This window comes from Actinomycetospora sp. CA-053990 (assembly GCF_050948445.1).
Lineage (GTDB): Bacteria > Actinomycetota > Actinomycetes > Mycobacteriales > Pseudonocardiaceae > Actinomycetospora > Actinomycetospora callitridis.
The window spans coordinates 5,037,132-5,053,986 of record NZ_CP192043.1; the positions used below are offsets into that span (position 1 = coordinate 5,037,132).

Consider the following 16,855-nt stretch of genomic DNA (forward strand, 5'->3'; position numbering starts at 1 on the left):
CAGATGGTGATCCGCGGCCGGCGACTCAGCCGGGACCGCGCCCTGATCATGGCGATCGTCAACCGCACCCCGGATTCGTTCTACGACAACGGCGCCACGTGGGCACCGGAGGCGGCGCAGGCCGCCATCGGCGACGCCGTCGCCGCCGGCGCGGACGTCGTGGACCTCGGCGGTGTCCCCGCGAGCCCCGGTCAGGACGTCTCCGTCGCGGAGGAGCTCGACCGGGTGGTGCCCACCCTGCGCTGGGCCCGGGAGCGGTTCCCCGACCTCGTGATCAGCATAGACACCTACCGCGCCGAGGTCGCCGACGCGTGCCTCGCCGCCGGCGCCGACCTGGTCAACGACAGCTGGGCGGGCTGGGACCCGGAGATCCTGCCCGCCACCGCCGCCCACGGGGCCGGGTACGTGTGCGCCCACACCGGGGGCCTGACCCCGCGCACCGACCCGGTGCGGCCCACCTACACCGACGTCGTCGCCTCGGTCATCGACGACACCACCGCCCTCGCCGAGCGCGCGATCGCCGCCGGGGTCCCCGCCGAGGGCATCCTGCTCGACCCGACCATCGACTTCGGGAAGAACACCCTGCAGAGCCTCGAGGTCCTGCGCGGCCTGCCGCGGCTGATCGGCACGGGCATCCCGGTCCTGCTCGCCATGTCCAACAAGGGCGTCGTCGGCGAGACGCTCGACGTGCCCCTCGACGGCCGGCTGACCGGGACGCTCGCCGCCACGGCCCTCGCCGCGCAGGCGGGGGTCACGATGGTGCGGGTGCACCAGGTGGAGGAGACCCGCCAGACGCTCGAGATGGTGGCGAGCATCGCCGGGCACCGGCCGCCGTCCCGCGCCGAGCGCTGGATGAGCTGATGCAGCAGGTCTGGCCGCTGCCCGCACGGGACCTCGACGAGGAGGCCCTCGAGGAGCTGTACACGTACCCGGCCGCGAGCGACCACTGGCTCGCGGTCAACTTCGTCAGCTCCCTCGACGGCGGCATCGAGGTCGAGGGGACATCGGCCGGGCTGTCCACCCCGGCCGACCGCCGGGTGTTCGCGCTCGGGCACGACCTGGCCGACGTCGTGCTGCTCGGGGCGGGGACGGCCGTCGCGGAGGACTACCCGGGGCTGCGGCCCGACGCCACGACGACCGCCCGCCGTGAGCGCCACGGCCTGTCGACCGTCGCGCCGCTCGCCCTGGTCACGTCGGGGGTGTCGCTGCCCGCCGACGCCACGAGCGTCACCGACGTCGAAGTCCCGTCGATCGTGATCACGTGCGCGAGCGCCCCGGAGGACCGGCGGCGCGCCTGGCAGGACGCGGGCGCACACGTCCTGCTGGCCGGCGAGGACGAGGTGGACCTCGCCGACGCGCTCCGGCAGCTCGCCGACGCGGGCCTGCGGCGCATCGACTGCGAGGGCGGGCCCGGGCTCGTGGGCAGCCTGCTCGCCCGCGGTCTCGTCGACGAGATCCGGCTGAGCATCGCCCCGGTGGCCGTGGCGGGCCGGGCGGCGCGGGTGGCCTCCGGCGCCGTGGCGCTGAGCCCCCCGGCGGCGTTCGAGGTCGCGTCGCTGCTCGTCGACGACAGCACGCTGCTGGTGCGCTACGTGCGCTGAGCTACCTGTTCCGGCCGACGGCGTCGAGCGCCTCGTCCACCGTCTTCGTCCGCACCACGCCCGCCATCCCGCGCTCCGAGACGTAGCCGGTGGCGCGCAGGCCCTCGAGCCAGGCGAACAGGGGGTCGTAGTGGCCGTCGGGGTCGAGCACGACCACCGGCTTGTCGTGCATCCGCAGCGACCGCGAGGTCCACGCCTCGAAGAGCTCCTCGAGCGTCCCGAGGCCGCCGGGCAGGGCGAGGACCGCGTCGCTCCGCGCGTCCATCTCGCCCTTGCGGGTGCGCATGTCGGGCACGATCACCAGGTCGTCGGCCTCGTCGTCGGCGACCTCGTGCGCCACGAGGGCCTCGGGGATGACGCCGACGGTGCGGGCGCCGCCCTCGCGCGCGGCCCGGGCCACCGCGCCCATCATCGACACCCGCCCGCCGCCGGAGACCAGGCTCCAGCCCCGCGCGGCGATGGCCGTGCCGACCTCGGCGGCGAGCGCGACGGCGGACTCGGGCACCGGCCCCGAGGCGCAGAAGACGCAGACGGCCAGCGTCACGAACCTGCCCTCACGATCCCACCGCCTCGCGGAAGCCCTCCTCGACGATGGTCACGACCTCGTCGATGTCGTCGGTGAGGTGGATGAGGTCCACGTCGCGCTGGCTGATGGTGCCGGCGGCGATGGCGGGGCCGGCGAGCCACTCGAGCAGCCCGCCCCAGTAGTCGCGCCCGAGCAGGACGACCGGGAAGCGGGTCACCTTGCCGGTCTGCACGAGCACGAGCGCCTCGAAGAGCTCGTCGAGCGTGCCGAAGCCGCCCGGCAGGCAGACGAAGGCCTGTGCGTACTTGACGAACATCGTCTTGCGGGCGAAGAAGTAGCGGAACCCGACGCCGAGATCGACCCAGGGGTTGAGGCCCTGCTCGAACGGCAGCTCGATACCCAGGCCGACGGACAGGCCGCCCGCCTCGGACGCCCCGCGGTTGGCCGCCTCCATGACGCCCGGGCCCCCGCCGGTGATCACCGCATAGCCGGCGCGCGCCAGCGCGGCGCCCAGCTCGACCCCGCGGCCGTACTCGGGGTGGTCGGTCGGGGTGCGCGCGGAGCCGAAGACCGTCACCGCCCGCGGGATCTCGGCGAGCACGCTGAAGCCCTCGACGAACTCGGCCTGGATGCGCTGGAGGCGCCAGGCGTCGGAGTGCACCCAGTCGACCGGCCCGCGGGAGTCGAGCAGGCGCTGGTCGGTGGTCGACGACAGCCGCGCCGGGTCCCGGTGCTCGGATCGGCGGCGGTCGATGGTGGTCGGGCGCGGGGCGGTGGCATCCCGGCCGGCCGGGTCGTCGTGCAGCATGCCGCCGAGCCTAGGAGCACCCCACGAACGGGGCCGGTCCGTGGGGTGACGGGCGGCATGACGGCCGCCGTTTCGGGCGGGACGGGGCGTGGCACCCGAAGTTGAACCGACAACTACTCCTCTGGAGGCTCCCCATGGCCACGGTCACCCCGAAGGTCGCGATCATCTACTACAGCTCCACCGGCACGATCCACGCGATGGCCCAGGACTACGCGAAGGGCCTGGAGAACGCGGGCGCCGAGGTGCGGATCCGCAAGGTGCACGAGCTGGCGCCGCCCGAGGCGATCGCCGCCAACGAGGCGTGGGCGCAGCACGCCGAGGCGACGCAGGACGTCCCCGAGGCCACGGCCGACGACGTGCTGTGGGCCGACGCCGTCGTCTTCGGCACGCCGACGCGCTACGGGAACGTCACCGCGCAGCTCAAGCAGTTCATCGACACGCTCGGCCCGCAGTGGGCGCAGGGCCAGCTCGCCGACAAGGTCTACTCCGGGTTCACCTCGACCTCGACCGCCCACGGCGGCCAGGAGTCGACGCTGCTCGCGCTCTACAACACGATCCACCACTTCGGCGGCATCCTCGTGACCCCGGGCTACACCGACCCGATCCAGTTCACCACCGGGAACCCCTACGGCCCGTCGCACGTCGACGGCCAGGGCTCGATTCCGATCTCGGACGACACGCGCCAGGCGACGCAGTACGCCGGCCAGCGCGTCGCGACCGTCACCCGGCAGATCGTCGCCGGGCGCCACGAGGTCGACGCGATCTGAGCGAGCCGTCCCGGCGTCCTGGCGAAGGTCACCGTTCGCCGCTCTATGCGGCTGAAGGTGCCCTTCGCGCGGTTCCGGCACGGCGCGGTCCCCGGGGCCGCGTCAGCCGCGGGTCAGGTACCCGCGCAGGACGTCGCAGGCGGCGGTGACGGCCTCGACCGGCACCGACTCCTCGCGGGTGTGCGCGAGGTTCGGGTCGCCGGGGCCGAAGTTGAGCGCCGGGATCCCGAGCGCGGCGAAGCGGGCGACGTCGGTCCAGCCGTACTTGGCCACCGGCGTCGTCCCCGTCGCGGCGACGAAGTCCGCGGCGGCGGGTGCGGCGAGGCCGGGCAGGGCGCCCGGGGCGGCGTCGGTCTCGACGAGGTCGAAGCCGTCGAGCACCCCGGCCACGTGGTCGCGGGCGTCGTCGAGGGAGCGGTCGGGCGCGAAGCGGAAGTTGACCGTCACCTCGCACGCGTCGGGCACGACGTTGCCGGCGACGCCGCCCGCGATCCGGACCGCCTGCAGGCCCTCGCGGTAGACGCACCCGTCGATGTCGACGTCGCGGGCGGTGTACTCCGCCAGCCGCGCGAGCACCGGCGCGGCGGCGTGGATCGCGTTCTCCCCCAGCCACGACCGGGCCGAGTGCGCGCGGCGCCCGCGGGTCGTCACCACGACCCGCAGCGTGCCCTGGCACCCCGCCTCGACCTGCCCGGACGTGGGCTCGCCGAGCAGTGCGAGGTCGGCCTCGAGCCAGTCGCGGTGCTCGCGCTCGAGCCGCCCGAGCCCGTTGCGCGCCGCCTCGACCTCCTCGCAGTCGTAGAGCACGAGCGTGACGTCGTGCGCCGGCTCGCGGACGGCGGCCGCGAGGTGGGTCATCACCGCGACCCCGGACTTCATGTCGCTGGTCCCGCAGCCGTAGAGCGTCCCGCCCTCGCGCCGCGACGGCACGTTGTCGGCGATCGGGACCGTGTCGAGGTGCCCGGCCAGCAGCACCCGCCGCGCCCGGCCGAGCCGCGTGCGCGCCAGCACCGCGTCTCCCGAGCGCAGGATCTCGAGGTGCGGCGCCTGGACCGCCAGCGCCGCCTGGACCGCGTCGGCCAGGGCCCGCTCGTCGCCGGACACGCTCGGCACGTCGACCAGGGCCGCGGTCAGCGTGACGGGGTCGGCGAGCAGGTCGAGGGTCACGGGTGGGGCGCTCACGACGCGCGAGGCTAACCGGGTGTGCGGTCTGCTGCGGGAGGTGCATGCGCCGGACGGCCCAGCACGGCGAGCGCGGCGGCCGCCAGGAGCACGGCGAGCACCGGCACCGCCCAGCGCAGGACGGCGAGCAGGACCGCCGCCGCGGCAGCCCCCACGACCAGCGCGGCGAGCTGGCGCAGCCCCGCCACCCGGCGCCGCGAGCCGCCCGTGACGAGGGCGACCGTCGCCCCGGTGAGCGTGCCGGTCAGGTAGGTCGTCGACTCCCCCAGCCGCAGCGCCGTGCTGCTCTGCCCGCCCATCGCGACCGCGGCGGCGCCCAGCAGCACCAGCACCGTCGCTCCCCGCGGCGCCGTCCCCGTCACGACCCACGCGACGGCGAGGGCGGCGAGCAGGACGAGCTCGGCGATCAGCGGCCGCGCGACGGCGGCGGGGAGGCGGCGCCAGGCGAACGCCCACGCGGCCGCACCGAGGGCGAAGCCGAGCACCGCGATCAGCGGCGGCCACAGCGCCGGCGCGTCACCCCGCCCGGCGGCGCCGCCGACGGTGACGAGGTTGCCGGTGACGACGCCCGCGAACGGGCCGCCGAGGCTCGTCACGGCCCAGAGGTCGACGACGCCGGAGGCGCCGGCGAGCAGCGTCGTCGCCGTGGCGACCCGGGCCACCCCGCGCTCGGTACCGGCGTCCGCCACGCCCGATAGCCTGGCGGACGATGAGCACCCCCGCCGCCCCGCGTTCCTCCCGTGCCGTCGGTGTCGGCCTCGCCACCGTGGCCGCCGACGGCACCGTCCTCGACACCTGGTACCCGCTGCCCGAGCTCTCGGACGTGGCCGACGGGATGGCCGAGGAGCCGGGCACGGTCCTGGTGCCGGCCGGCGATCTCGAGCCCTCCCTGGTCGAGGCGCTGGGCCCCGACGAGGACCGCGGCGTCGAGGTCGTCGCCGTGCGCACCGTCGCCGACCTCACGGGCCCGCCCGCATCGGCCTACGACGTCTACCTGCGGCTGCACCTGATCTCCCACCGGCTCGTGGCGCCGCACGACGTCGACCTCACGGGGATCTTCGGGCACCTCGCGAACGTCGTCTGGACCAACCACGGGCCGTGCCCGGTGCCGGAGTTCGAGCGCGTCCGCGCACGACTGCGCGCCCGCGGGCCGGTCACCGTCTACTCGGTCGACAAGTTCCCGCGCATGGTCGACTACGTCATCCCCTCCGGTGTGCGCATCGGCGACGCCGACCGCGTGCGCCTGGGGGCGCACCTCGCGTCCGGCACCACCGTGATGCACGAGGGCTTCGTCAACTTCAACGCCGGGACGCTGGGCGCCTCGATGGTCGAGGGGCGCATCTCCGGCGGCGTGGTCGTCGGCGACGGCTCCGACGTCGGCGGCGGGGCGTCGATCATGGGGACGCTCTCCGGGGGTGGCAAGGAGGTCATCTCGATCGGCGAGCGCTGCCTGCTCGGCGCCAACGCCGGCATCGGGATCTCGCTCGGCGACGACTGCGTCGTCGAGGCAGGCCTCTACGTCACCGCGGGCACCCGCGTGACCCTCTTTGAAGACGAGCACGCCGATAGGGGTGCCGTGGTCAAGGCCGCCGAGCTGTCCGGGCGCTCGGGGCTGCTCCTGCGCCGCGACTCGGTCACCGGCGCGGTGCACGCCCTGCCGCGCACCGAGGGCGCCAAGGTGGAGCTGAACGCCGCGCTGCACGCGAACGATTAGCCTGACGAGCGTGGACGTCGAGGTCACCCGTCTGCCCGGGATCGGCACCAAGCAGGAGTTCGCGACGACGTCGGGGCGCCGCATCGGGGTGCTGACGCACCGCGACGGGCACCGCGAGCTGTTGGTGTCCGGCCGGGAGGATCCGGACTCCTGCAGCGCCTCGGTCGGGCTCACCGACGTCGAGGGCCAGACGCTGGGCACGCTGCTCGGCGCGCCGAACCTCGTCGCGCAGCTGCAGGACCAGCAGCGCGAGGTCGAGGGCATCAGCACCGCGCAGTTCCCGGTCGGCGCCGGCTCGCCGTACGACGGCCGCACGCTGGGCGACACCGCGATGCGCACCCGCACGAGCACGTCGATCGTCGCCGTCGTCCGCGACCACGTCGTGTCCCCGTCGCCGGGCCCGGAGTTCGTGTTCCGCGCGCACGACCTCGTGGTCGTCGTCGGCACCGGTGAGGGTCTCGGCCAGGCCGCGGCGATCCTCGAGGACGGCTGAGCCCCACCCGTGCACACGACCGCCCTCTCGCTCATCGAGCTGGGCGCGCTCTTCTTCGGGCTCGGCATCCTCGGTCGCGTCGCCGGGCGCCTCGGCATCTCGCCGGTGCCGTTCTACCTGCTCGGCGGGCTCGCGTTCGGGGTGGGCGGCGTCCTGCCCCTCGAGGGCATCGAGCCGTTCACGGGGGTGGCGAGCGAGGTCGGGGTCGTCCTCCTGCTCCTGCTCCTCGGTCTCGAGTACTCCGCCTCCGACCTGGTCGGCGGCCTGCGGCGGTCCTGGCTGGCCGGGATCGTCGACATGGTCCTCAACGCCGCGCCCGGGGCGATCACGGCGCTGATCCTCGGCTGGGGTCCCCTCGGCGCGCTCGCCATGGCCGGCGTCACGTGGGTGTCGTCGTCCGGGATCGTCGCGAAGGTCCTCGAGGATCTGGGCCGGCTGGGCAACCGGGAGACCCCGGCGGTGCTCTCCGTGCTCGTCATGGAGGACCTGGCGATGGCCCTCTACCTGCCGATCACCACCGCCGCGCTCGCCGCGCTCGGCCTGGTCGCGGGGCTGCGCACGGTGGCGATCGCGGTCGGCCTGCTGATCGTCGTGCTCGTCGTCGCGCTGCGGTTCGGGCGGGCGGTGTCGGCCGTGGTGGAGTCGCCGACCTCCGAGGTCTTCCTGCTGCGCGTGCTCGGCATCGCGCTGCTCGTCGCCGGCATCGCCTCGCAGCTGCAGGTCTCCGCGGGCGTCGGGGCGTTCCTGCTCGGCATCGCGATCTCCGAGGACACCGCCGAGAACGCCACCCGGGTGCTGTCCCCGCTGCGCGACCTGTTCGCCGCGATCTTCTTCGTGGTCTTCGGCCTGAACACCGACCCGAGCCAGATCCCGGCCGTCCTGCCGGCCGCGATCGTGCTCGCGATCGTCTCGACGGCCACCAAGCTGGGCGCCGGCTGGTTCGCGGCCCGCCAGATCGGGGTCGGGCGCCTGGGACGATGGCGGGCGGGGGCCGCGCTCGTCGCGCGCGGGGAGTTCTCGATCGTCATCGCCGGGCTGGCGCTGGCCAGCGGGACCGTCGACCCCGGCCTGGCCCCGCTGGCCACCACCTACGTGCTGCTCATGGCGATCCTCGGGCCGATCGCGGCCCGGGTCGTCGAGCCGGTGCACGCCCGGCTCACCCGCCCACTGCGGCCGTCGCCCTCCTAGCCACGGGAGCGGACCGCGAGCCGAGCCCCACCGCGGCGGTCACCGCGAAGCCGACCGTCGTGAGCAGCCAGGCGAGCCCGTCGAGCAGGTGGTTCGGCGCGATCACGGCGACGACGAAGTGCGCCGGCTGCGAGACGATCAGCGCGGTCGCCGCCCACCACGGGACGGCGCCCCACAGCGCCACCCCGAGCAGGACGAGGCCGAGGATGTGGCCGGCCACCCAGAGCACGGTGGCCGCGGTGCTCACGGGGTGGACGACGGACGCGGTCAGCAGCGCGGCGGTGCTGGCGTTCGGCAGCCCGGCCTCGACGCCGGCGAGCGCGATCTGGTCGGGGCCCACCAGGAACGGCAGGGTCGCGAAGGCGAACCAGGCGAGGACGGCGCCGACCGTGCCCAGGACCGGGCGGGCCCGCACGGCGACCGCGCCGACCACGAGGATGCCGAGCGGCAGGGTGAGCAGGGCGAGGAGGCCCAGCCACAGCACGGCGGACTGGGCGCCCGGGTGCGACGCGACCTTCGCGATCACGGTCGCGGGCTCGTCGGTGGTGTCGTAGGGCAGCAGCCAGCGCAGCGCGGCGATCGCGAGCGGGCCGATCGGGGTGACGATCAGGGCGGTGCGCCGCCAGGCGGGCGAGAGAGGCAGGGGCGGCGGAAGAGGCACGGTCATGCCGGTCACGGTCCGGTGCCGGGCATCCCGCAGGCCAGGGGTGCGCTCCCGGTCCGGGCCGGGCGCTCGCCCGGGTCGGACCGGGACCCCGACCGGGGACAACGGGGCGCCCGTTCGGCCACACTCGGCACCGTGACCACGGGCGTGACCAGCGACGGGACCCAGGGCGGGACCAGCGGGCGCTCGACCGTCGTCGCCTGGGGGCTGTTCGCGCTCGTCGTCCTCGAGATCGTCGTCGCCGTCGTGGGCGCGGGCCTCGCCGGCGTCTCGCTGGCCGAGGCCGTCGACGGCTTCGTCGTCACCAACATCGCGATCGGGCTCTCGTGCGCCACCGCGGGCGTCCTGATCGCCTGGCAGCGGCCCTCCCGCGCGCTGGGCTGGCTCCTCCTCGCGGCCGGGGTGAGCCAGACGGCGACGGCCGCCGCGGCGCCCCTGGTCCTGCTCAGCACCGACCGGGCGTGGCCCGAGCCGGTGCTGCGGACGCTCGACACGGTCTTCGCCTTCGCCTGGCCCTGGTCGATCGCGCTCTTCCTGCCGCTGGCGCTGCTCGTCTTCCCCGACGGCCTGCTGCCCGGACGGGTCTGGCGGGCCGTCGCGGGGGCCACGGCGGCGGCGTCGCTGCTGTTCGTGCTCAACGCCGGCGCCGGGCCCAGTCAGGTGGTGGGGCGTGCCCTGCGGCCGTGGCTCGTGATCGACGGCTACGCCGCCCTCGCACCCCTGTGGACCACCTCGGAGATCCTCCAGCTGCTGGTGCTCGTGGCGGCCGTCGTGGGCCTGGTGGTGCGCTACCGCCGCGGCGACGAGCAGCGGCGCCGCCAGCTGCTCTGGCTGGTGCTCGCGCTGGTGCTGACGATCGTGGTCCTCGTGCCCTGGGGCCTCTTCGGCGCCGGGCCGATCCTGCAGCTGCTCGCCATCGCCCTGATCCCGGCCGCGATGACGATCGCGGTGCTGCGCCACCAGCTGCTCGACATCCGGCTCGTGCTCTCCCGCACGGTGCTCTACGCGCTGCTCACCGCCGGGGTCGTGGGCGTCTACCTGGCACTGGTCGCCGTCGCGGACGTGCTGCTGCGCCGCGCGGGCGGGCTCGCCCCGGGTCCGGGCACGAGCGTCCTGGCCACCCTGGTGATCGCGGTCGGGTTCAACCCGGTGCGGGTGCGCCTGCAGCGCGTCGTGGACCGGGCCCTCTACGGCGACCGCGCGGACCCCGTGCGTGCCCTCTCCCGCATGGGCGAGCGCCTGCGCGCCGGGACGGAGCCCGACGACGTGCTGGTCGCCGTCGCCGAGGCGCTGCGGCTGCCCTACGTCGCGGTCCGCCGGGACGGCGAGGTCACCGCGGCCCACGGCACAGGGCACACAGGGCACACAGGGCCCACAGGGCCGGCGACCACCGAGACACTCCCCCTGCGGTACCGCGGCGAGGACGTCGGCGAGCTCGTCGTCGGCGTCCGCCGGGGCCAGGGCGCCCTCCAGCACGCCGACCGGGCCGCTCTCGAGCTGCTGGCCGTCCCGCTGGCCGTCGCCGCGCACGCCACGCGGCTCTCGGAGGCGGTCCAGCGCGCGCGGGAGGAGCTCGTCGGCACCCGGGAGGAGGAACGCCGGCGGCTGCGCCGCGACCTCCACGACGGCCTCGGGCCCGCCCTCACCGGGATCGCCTTCTCCGCCGACGCCGCCGGCAACGTCCTGACCACCGACCCGCCGCGGGCGGAGGCCCTCCTGCGGGCGCTGCGGGCCGCGGCCACCGACGCGATCGACGACGTCCGCCGCCTCGTCTACGCCCTGCGGCCGCCGGCCCTCGACGAGCTCGGGCTGGTCGGGGCGCTCCGGCGCCACGTCGACGGGCTGGGCGGGGGCGCGGTCACGGTGACCGTGCACGAGGACGGCGATCTCCCGCCCCTGTCGGCGGCGGTCGAGGCGGCGGCGTACCGGATCACGGTCGAGGCGGTCACCAACGCGGTCCGGCACGCGGCCGCGTCCCACGTGCAGGTCCGGATCACGAACAACGGGGCGCTCGAGCTGGCGGTGACCGACGACGGGACCCCACCGGCACCGTCGACCGGGTCCTGGATCCCGGGCGTCGGGCTCACCTCGATGCGGGAACGGGTCGCCGAGCTCGGCGGCACCCTCGACGCCGGGCCGGTGCCCGAGGGTGGCCGCGTCACCGCGAGGCTGCCGCTGTGAGCGCCGCCGAGGGACCACTGCGCGTCGTCCTCGCCGACGACCACCCCGTCATCCGCGACGGGCTCTCCGCGCTCCTGTCGTCCGTGCCGGGCCTCGAGGTCGTCGCGACCGCGGCGACCGGCCGCGAGGCCGTCCGGGCCGCGGTGACCGAGACCCCCGACGTCCTCGTGCTCGACGTGCAGATGCCCGACCTCGACGGGGTCGCGGCCGCCACCGAGGTCCTGCGGGCGGCGCCGTCGGTGGCGGTCCTGATGCTCACGATGTTCGACGACGACGACACCGTCTTCGCCGCGATGCGCGCCGGCGCCCAGGGCTACCTGCTCAAGGGCGCCACCCAGGAGGAGATCGTGCGCGGCATCCACGCGGTGGCCGCCGGGGAGGCGATCTTCGGGCCGGGGATCGCCCGCCGCGTGCTGGGCCTCCTCGCCGGGGCCGACCGGTCCGCCGAGCCGTTCGGGGAGCTGACCCAGCGGGAGCGCCAGGTCCTCGAGCTGCTCGCCGCGGGCCTGACCACCACGGCCGTCGGCACGAGGCTCGGGCTCGCGCCGAAGACGGTCACCAACCACGCGTCGTCGGTGTTCGCCAAGCTGGGCGTCAGCGGGCGGGCCGAGGCCGTCGCCCGGGCCCGCCGGGCGGGGCTGGGCGGCGCCGGTCAGGTGTAGGTGACCCGGCGCGGTCCGAGACGCACGACCGCGACGCCCTGGACCACGACGCCCGCGGCGATGACCGCCAGGGCCGCGCGGAAGCCGGCGAGGTCGATGAGCACGCCCATCACGGGCGGGGCGACGGCGGCGAGGAGGTAGGCCGAGCCGAGGGTCAGCGCCGACACCGACGCCGAGGTGGCCCCGTCCGGGGTGCGCCACGCGACGACGGCGAGGCCGAGCGGGAACCCGGCGCCGACGGCGACCGAGGCGAGGACGACCCACACCCAGGGCCCGACGACGGGCAGCACCGGCGCGACGAGGATTCCGGTGACGCCGATCGCCCCGCACACGACGCAGAACGCCGCCCACGGCGCCCAGGCGCGACGCCGCTCCGCGGCCAGCGGCACCAGCAGGGCGGCGGGGATCTGCACCACGTTCCACACCGAGAGCAGCACCGCGGCGCGGGCCGTCGAGAACCCCTGCGCCTCGTAGAACGGGGCCAGCCAGGTCAGCCACCCGTAGAACTGCACCGACGACATCGCCTGGAACAGCACCGCGAGCCGGGCGAAGCGGTTGCGCCACGGCAGGCGCACCGGTGCCGCCGCGGGGATGTCGTGCAGTCGCCGGGTGGCCGGCCACCACACGACGAGGGCGAGCACGGCCGGCACCGTCCACGCCGCCAGCGCCCACCACCACCCGCCGAGCGCGTCCTGCAGGGGCAGCGCGGTCAGCGAGGCCACCGTCGCCCCGCCCATCATCGACACCGTGTAGAGGCCGGTGGCGGCGCCGGCGCGCTCGGGCAGGTGGTCGCGGACGACCCCGGTGATCGCGACCCCGACGACGCCGATGCCGAGCCCGATCGCGAGGCTGCCGGCGACGAGGGTCACGGCCGCGGGCACCCCGTGCGTCGCCGAGCCGAGCGCGATCGCCGCGATGCCCAGGGCCGCGGCCTGCTCGCGGCCGACGCGCCGCGCGAGGATCGGCGCGGCGAAGGACCCGGCGCCCATCATCAGGATCGTCGCGGCCTGCACGAGTCCCGCGAACCCGGCGGAGAGGCCGAGGTCGGCGCGGATCGTCTCCAGCAACGGCGGATAGGCCGAGAGCGCGGCGCGCAGGTTGACGCCCAGCGCCAGGACGGCGAGGAGGACGACGACCGGGCGGACGGCGGGTCGGGTCTCGGTCACAGGGGTGTCCGGCACGACGGGATCACCCCGCCAGGCGCTCCGCGGCCGCGGCGATGCGCTCGTCGGAGGCGGTCAGGGCGACGCGGACGTGAGCCCCGCCGGCGGGGCCGTAGAACTCGCCGGGGGCGACGAGGATGCCGCGCCCGGCGAGGCGGTCGACGGTGGCGCGGCAGGGCTCGTCGGCGGTGGCCCACAGGTACAGGCCGGCCCGGGAGTGCTCGACGCGCAGGCCGGCGGCCTCGAGCGCGGGCGCAGCACGTCGCGGCGGGCGTCGTAGCGCGCGCGGGTCGCGGCGACGTGCTCGTCGTCGCGCAGCGCGACCGTCATCGCCTCCTGGACGGGGCGCGGCACGATCATCCCGGCGTGCTTGCGCACCTGGAGCAGGCCGGCCACGAGCTGGGGGTCGCCGAGCACGAGCCCGGCGCGGTAGCCCGCGAGGTTCGACGTCTTCGACAGCGAGTGGACCGCGAGCAGGCCCTCGACGCTGCCCCCGTGCACGACGGGGTCCAGCACGGACGTCGTGACGACGCCGCGCCCGGGCAGGGCCAGGTAGCACTCGTCGGAGGCCACCACCGCGCCCAGCGCCCGGGCCTCCTCGACGCGCGCGGCCAGCGCGCCGGCGTCGAGGACGCGGCCCGTGGGGTTCGACGGCGAGTTCAGCCAGACCAGCCGCGTGTCGTCGGGCAGCGGCTCGTCGTCACCGACCCGCGCCGGCTGCGCGCCCGCGAGCTGCGCGCCGACCTCGTAGGTGGGGTACGCGAGGTCCGGGAACGCGACCACGTCGCCACGACCCAGGCCGAGCAGCGTCGGGAGCCAGGCCACCAGCTCCTTGGAGCCGATCGTGGGCAGCACCGCGTCCGGGTCGAGGCCCTCGCCGTCGGTGCGCCCGGCGCCGTGACGGCGCGCCAGCGCGTCGACGGCCGCCTCCCGCAGCGCCGGGGTGCCCCAGGTCTGCGGGTAGCCCGGGGAGTCCCAGGCGGCGCCCAGGGCCTCCCCGATCGCCGTCGGCACCGGGTCGACCGGTGTCCCGACCGACAGGTCGACGACGCCGTCCGGATGGCTGCGGGCGACGGCCGCCGCGGCGGTCAGGCTGTCCCACGGGAAGTCCGGCAGCGCGGGGAAACGCACCCCCACGCCGACGGACCCCCTCGAGGTCGAGGTCACTCCCCCTGCGGCGGGAGCGCGGGCACGGGGCCCGCGTCACGGTCGACCTTGCCGACCTTGGAGGCACCGCCCGGCGACCCCAGCTCGTCGAAGAAGTCGACGTTCGCCTGGGTGTAGACCGACCACTGGTCCGGGACGTCGTCCTCGTAGTAGATGGCCTCGACGGGGCAGACCGGTTCGCACGCCCCGCAGTCGACGCACTCGTCGGGGTGGATGTACATCATCCGGCCCCCTTCGTAGATGCAGTCGACAGGGCATTCCTCGATGCAACCCTTGTCGAGCACGTCGACACACGGTTCTGCGATCACGTACGTCACGTCTGCTCCTGCTCCTCACTCGCGTCGTCCGGCGTACCCCGGCCCTCACATGGTGGTGTCATGCGGAGCCCACGGGGGACGCCTGCGGCGAGTATTCCGGTCGCCGACGCGTCACGCCCGTGCGGGGAGGGTCCGATTGGTCCTCCGGGCCGTGTCGGCCACCACACCCCCCACCGTCCCCGCGACGCGCGGCGCTGTCCACCGTCACCCCACCGTCACCGTCGTCCCTGCTCACGGGCGACCCAGCGCGCCGCGGCGCGGGCCGCGCGCTTCAGACCCGAACGCTCGCTGCGGTAGCTCCCGACGGCGCCCACGACGGGCACGTTGGCCAGCGTCCGCCAGGCCCGGTTGCCCTTCGGGCGCCGGTCGAGCTCGGACTGCAGGCCCCACAGCGTGCTCCCCATCCGCCACACCGCCCGGGCCAGGGCCGAGAGCCGGCCCCGCTCCTCCTTCTCCTCCCCCACCGTGCCGCTGAGCTCGCCGGCCTCGCGCTCGACGTCGGCCGCGTGGGGGTCGCCGTGGCGGGACGGGTCGACGTCGCGCCCGAACAGCACCGACGCCAGCAGCCGCACCTGCTCGTCACGGCCGTTGAGCCCGTGCTCACCGGCGATCGCGCAGATCACGAGGCCCTGCGCGGCGAGGCCGAGGATGTCCGACACCGGCAGCCGGCGGGCCAGCGCGCCCCCGATGCCGGGAATGGACGCGACGACGGAGGTGAAGCGCCCGACCCGCGACACCCACCAGTCGTCGCGCTCCTCGGGGCTCATCGTCTGCCAGCGCGGGGTGCCGGGGAGCTTGGAGGTGGCGAGACGGTCGAGCGCCCGGGCGCGCCCCGTCCGCGCGACCCGGGCGACCTTCCCCCGGCGGCTGGTCGGCGCCTGCTCGGGGGCACGACCGCCGCTCTCCTGCAGTTCGAGGGCGCGGCGGCGGGCGAGGCGTCCGAGCCGGAACGGGTCGGCGTCACGCAGGCCCCGCAGGACGGGGCCGGTGGCGGCCACGAAGGGGCGCAGGACGCGGACGACGTGGTCGTCCGGGATGGCGGGCATGGCCGGTCGGTTCCCGACCGCCGCGCCGCTCAACCGTCCCCGGACTCGTGTCTCACGGGTCCGGAGGTGGGCGGGAGGGGGTCGTACCGGCCGGGACGGCGCATCCCGACGACCAGCGCGGGCAGGACTCCGGCGGCGAGGAGCAGGACCGCGCGCCAGTCCGGCGGGAGCACACCGGCCCCCGCCGGGCTCCACAGCCCGGCGCCGACGACCGTGAGCGTCCACGTGCCGAGCGGGGCGAACAGGGCGGCCGACCGGGGCATGGCGGCGTCGGCGGCGAGCACGAGCAGCGGCGTCGTCACGGCGGCGACCAGCGCGGACAGCGGCAGCGGGAACCCCGTGCCCTCGGTGCGGATGGTCAGCCACGCCATCTCGGTCCAGGCCAGCAGGATCGCGTCGACGGCGAGGATCACCACCACGACGACGGCGAGGACCGGGCGACGCCGGGTGGGGGTGGACGGCTCGTCGGACGCGGTCACCGAGGCGGGAGCAGGGCGTCGAGGCCACCCGCCGGGCCCCGGAGGTGCACGAAGCACTCGGTGGGCAGGACCGGCTGGGCGAGGTCGTTGGACAGCGCGTAGGCCGGCGGCTCGCGGCCGTCGTCGTGGACCGCGATCTGGGTGGCGTGGGCGCGCAGGGCGGCGAGCTTGGCCACGCGCGCGGCGCCCAGGGCGATCCGGGTGGTGATCGTCGCGTCCGGCACCGTCGGCAGGTCCTCCACCGGCGGGACGGGCAGCGGCAGCCACGCCCGCCGGCGCAGGGCGGCGAGGCCGGCGTCGACCTCGTCGTGCGCCGCCGCGGTCGCCTCCACCGAGATCCGCGCGGCGTCCGGGTCGACGGCCGCGACCGCCGCCGTCGTCACCTCGTGGGCGCGGACGTGGTCGGGGTGGCCGTAGCCACCGCCCTCGTCATAGGTGATCACCACGGTCGGCTCGACCTCGCGCAGGACCGCGACCAGCGCCTCGACCTGCGCCCCGAACGCCCCGGGGCGGCGAAGGCGCCGTCGCCGACCGTGGCCGGCGCGGCGGCGCGGATGCCCGCGCCGGCGAGCACCATGCCCGAGTCGTGCCACGGTCCGACCCCGGTGCCGTCGCCGCCGAGCCAGCGGTGGTCGGTGACGCCCAGCGCCGCGCAGGCCCGGGCGAGCTCGCCCTCGCGGTACTCGCCGAGCGCGTCGCCGGTGAGGTGCCGGAGCCCGGGCGGGATCACCTCGCCGAGCTCGCCGCGGTTGCAGGTCACGAGGGTCACCGGCACCCCGGCGCCGGTGGCGAGCGCCATCAGCCCGCCGCAGGTGATCGTCTCGTCGTCCGGGTGGGCGTGGACGAGCAGCAGGCTCACGCCCGGCACGCTAGGCCGTCCGGACGTGCGCGCTCGCG

19 protein-coding genes and 1 pseudogene are annotated in these 16,855 nt (G+C 75.8%); 8 read left to right on the forward strand and 12 right to left on the reverse strand.

From position 1 onward, the window contains the following. The first annotated feature begins 3 nt into the window (after window positions 1–3). Together folP and ACQPYN_RS25800 are read left to right on the forward strand one after the other, a co-directional pair. Window positions 4–861, forward strand: a complete 858-nt coding sequence (gene folP, locus ACQPYN_RS25795) for a dihydropteroate synthase (RefSeq protein WP_433039045.1) — start codon at window positions 4–6, stop codon at window positions 859–861. Further along, window positions 861–1,601: a dihydrofolate reductase family protein gene (locus tag ACQPYN_RS25800; protein ID WP_433029195.1), complete on the forward strand. Its 741-nt coding sequence runs from the start codon at window positions 861–863 to the stop codon at window positions 1,599–1,601. Before folP ends, ACQPYN_RS25800 begins: the two co-directional genes overlap by 1 nt. Before the next feature lies 1 nt (window position 1,602). On the opposite strand, the gene ACQPYN_RS25805 is transcribed toward ACQPYN_RS25800, so the two are convergent. Beyond that, window positions 1,603–2,145, reverse strand: a complete 543-nt coding sequence (locus ACQPYN_RS25805) for a TIGR00730 family Rossman fold protein (protein ID WP_433029197.1) — start codon at window positions 2,143–2,145, stop codon at window positions 1,603–1,605. Between the two features lie 10 nt (window positions 2,146–2,155). After that, complete coding sequence (locus ACQPYN_RS25810; RefSeq protein ID WP_433029199.1) at window positions 2,156–2,935, reverse strand: TIGR00730 family Rossman fold protein; 780 nt, start codon at window positions 2,933–2,935, stop codon at window positions 2,156–2,158. 134 nt (window positions 2,936–3,069) lie between these two features. Between ACQPYN_RS25810 and wrbA the strand changes: the two genes are divergently transcribed. Next, window positions 3,070–3,702, forward strand: coding sequence for an NAD(P)H:quinone oxidoreductase (gene wrbA / locus ACQPYN_RS25815; protein ID WP_433029201.1), 633 nt, complete (start codon window positions 3,070–3,072; stop codon window positions 3,700–3,702). Between the two features lie 102 nt (window positions 3,703–3,804). On the opposite strand, the gene dapE is transcribed toward wrbA, so the two are convergent. Both dapE and ACQPYN_RS25825 read right to left on the reverse strand, forming a co-directional pair. Beyond that, window positions 3,805–4,884 carry a succinyl-diaminopimelate desuccinylase gene (gene dapE, locus ACQPYN_RS25820; protein ID WP_433029203.1) on the reverse strand — a complete coding sequence of 360 codons (1,080 nt, stop codon included), beginning with the start codon at window positions 4,882–4,884 and terminating at the stop codon, window positions 3,805–3,807. 11 nt (window positions 4,885–4,895) lie between these two features. Then, window positions 4,896–5,573 carry a DUF1275 family protein gene (locus tag ACQPYN_RS25825; protein WP_433029205.1) on the reverse strand — a complete coding sequence of 226 codons (678 nt, stop codon included), beginning with the start codon at window positions 5,571–5,573 and terminating at the stop codon, window positions 4,896–4,898. Between the two features lie 20 nt (window positions 5,574–5,593). Here ACQPYN_RS25825 and dapD point away from each other — a divergent pair, with 20 nt between their 5' ends. From dapD to ACQPYN_RS25840, 3 genes are read left to right on the forward strand one after another with little or no spacing between them, the layout of a single operon-like run. Then, complete coding sequence (dapD, locus tag ACQPYN_RS25830) at window positions 5,594–6,598, forward strand: 2,3,4,5-tetrahydropyridine-2,6-dicarboxylate N-succinyltransferase (RefSeq protein WP_433029207.1); 1,005 nt, start codon at window positions 5,594–5,596, stop codon at window positions 6,596–6,598. Window positions 6,599–6,608: 10 nt separating this feature from the next. Beyond that, on the forward strand, window positions 6,609–7,091 hold the full coding sequence (locus tag ACQPYN_RS25835; RefSeq protein WP_433029209.1) for a cation:proton antiporter regulatory subunit: 483 nt from the start codon (window positions 6,609–6,611) through the stop codon (window positions 7,089–7,091). 9 nt (window positions 7,092–7,100) lie between these two features. Further along, window positions 7,101–8,279: a cation:proton antiporter gene (locus tag ACQPYN_RS25840; RefSeq protein WP_433029211.1), complete on the forward strand. Its 1,179-nt coding sequence runs from the start codon at window positions 7,101–7,103 to the stop codon at window positions 8,277–8,279. On the opposite strand, the gene ACQPYN_RS25845 is transcribed toward ACQPYN_RS25840, so the two are convergent. Then, the gene (locus ACQPYN_RS25845) at window positions 8,248–8,946 is read right to left on the reverse strand and encodes a hypothetical protein (RefSeq protein ID WP_433029213.1); all 699 of its coding nucleotides are present in this window, start codon (window positions 8,944–8,946) and stop codon (window positions 8,248–8,250) included. The two genes, ACQPYN_RS25840 and ACQPYN_RS25845, sit on opposite strands and share 32 nt — an antisense overlap. A 132-nt stretch (window positions 8,947–9,078) precedes the next feature. On the opposite strand from ACQPYN_RS25845, the gene ACQPYN_RS25850 reads away from it, so the two are divergent. Beyond that, a complete protein-coding gene (locus ACQPYN_RS25850) occupies window positions 9,079–11,124 on the forward strand; it encodes a sensor histidine kinase (RefSeq protein WP_433029215.1) in 2,046 nt (681 codons plus the stop codon). Next, a complete protein-coding gene (locus ACQPYN_RS25855; protein ID WP_433029217.1) occupies window positions 11,121–11,786 on the forward strand; it encodes a response regulator in 666 nt (221 codons plus the stop codon). Before ACQPYN_RS25850 ends, ACQPYN_RS25855 begins: the two co-directional genes overlap by 4 nt. On the opposite strand, the gene ACQPYN_RS25860 is transcribed toward ACQPYN_RS25855, so the two are convergent. The 7 genes and pseudogenes from ACQPYN_RS25860 to ACQPYN_RS25890 form a co-directional block, all read right to left on the reverse strand. Then, complete coding sequence (locus ACQPYN_RS25860; protein ID WP_433029219.1) at window positions 11,777–12,967, reverse strand: MFS transporter; 1,191 nt, start codon at window positions 12,965–12,967, stop codon at window positions 11,777–11,779. The two genes, ACQPYN_RS25855 and ACQPYN_RS25860, sit on opposite strands and share 10 nt — an antisense overlap. Before the next feature lie 7 nt (window positions 12,968–12,974). Further along, a pseudogene (dapC, locus tag ACQPYN_RS25865) lies at window positions 12,975–14,080 on the reverse strand (succinyldiaminopimelate transaminase). Window positions 14,081–14,112: 32 nt separating this feature from the next. Continuing rightward, on the reverse strand, window positions 14,113–14,433 hold the full coding sequence (gene fdxA / locus ACQPYN_RS25870) for a ferredoxin (RefSeq protein ID WP_274193902.1): 321 nt from the start codon (window positions 14,431–14,433) through the stop codon (window positions 14,113–14,115). 215 nt (window positions 14,434–14,648) lie between these two features. Next, window positions 14,649–15,479 carry a hypothetical protein gene (locus ACQPYN_RS25875; protein ID WP_433029222.1) on the reverse strand — a complete coding sequence of 277 codons (831 nt, stop codon included), beginning with the start codon at window positions 15,477–15,479 and terminating at the stop codon, window positions 14,649–14,651. A 29-nt stretch (window positions 15,480–15,508) separates the two neighbouring features. Further along, the gene (locus tag ACQPYN_RS25880; protein ID WP_433029224.1) at window positions 15,509–15,958 is read right to left on the reverse strand and encodes a hypothetical protein; all 450 of its coding nucleotides are present in this window, start codon (window positions 15,956–15,958) and stop codon (window positions 15,509–15,511) included. After that, the gene (locus ACQPYN_RS25885) at window positions 15,955–16,404 is read right to left on the reverse strand and encodes a hypothetical protein (RefSeq protein ID WP_433029226.1); all 450 of its coding nucleotides are present in this window, start codon (window positions 16,402–16,404) and stop codon (window positions 15,955–15,957) included. Before ACQPYN_RS25885 ends, ACQPYN_RS25880 begins: the two co-directional genes overlap by 4 nt. Continuing rightward, window positions 16,398–16,817, reverse strand: coding sequence for a PIG-L family deacetylase (locus ACQPYN_RS25890; RefSeq protein ID WP_433029228.1), 420 nt, complete (start codon window positions 16,815–16,817; stop codon window positions 16,398–16,400). The genes ACQPYN_RS25885 and ACQPYN_RS25890 overlap by 7 nt, the downstream gene beginning before the upstream one ends. Between the last annotated feature and the right edge of the window lie 38 nt (window positions 16,818–16,855).